Below are 230 nucleotides of genomic sequence, written 5' to 3'. Positions count from 1 at the left end.
GCCGGCTGCCCCGCGCCCGCACCGCTGGGCCGGCCCGCGCCCGCGCCCGCGGCGGACGTGTCCGGTGCCTCGATCCCGGAGACGGTACGCACCGGCACCGGCGAGCCGGGAGCGGACCCGGGCGAGAACGCCACCCCGCCCGGCACCTGCGGGCCGGGGCCCGGCACGACCGGACCCGCGTCCGCACCGGCCCCGCCGGCCGGCACCGGACTCCTCGACACACCAGACGG

At 83.0% G+C, this 230-nt stretch carries 1 pseudogene; it reads right to left on the bottom strand.

The features are described from left to right. A pseudogene (locus IE94_RS40770) lies at positions 1 to 206 on the bottom strand (hypothetical protein); the annotation flags it as partial. Positions 207 to 230: the final 24 nt, after the last annotated feature.

Origin of the sequence: Streptomyces violaceorubidus, from assembly GCF_000717995.1 — a bacterium.
GTDB lineage: Bacteria > Actinomycetota > Actinomycetes > Streptomycetales > Streptomycetaceae > Streptomyces > Streptomyces violaceorubidus.
Note: the sequence above shows the minus strand (reverse complement) of the source record. Positions and strands in the feature narration are given on the sequence as shown.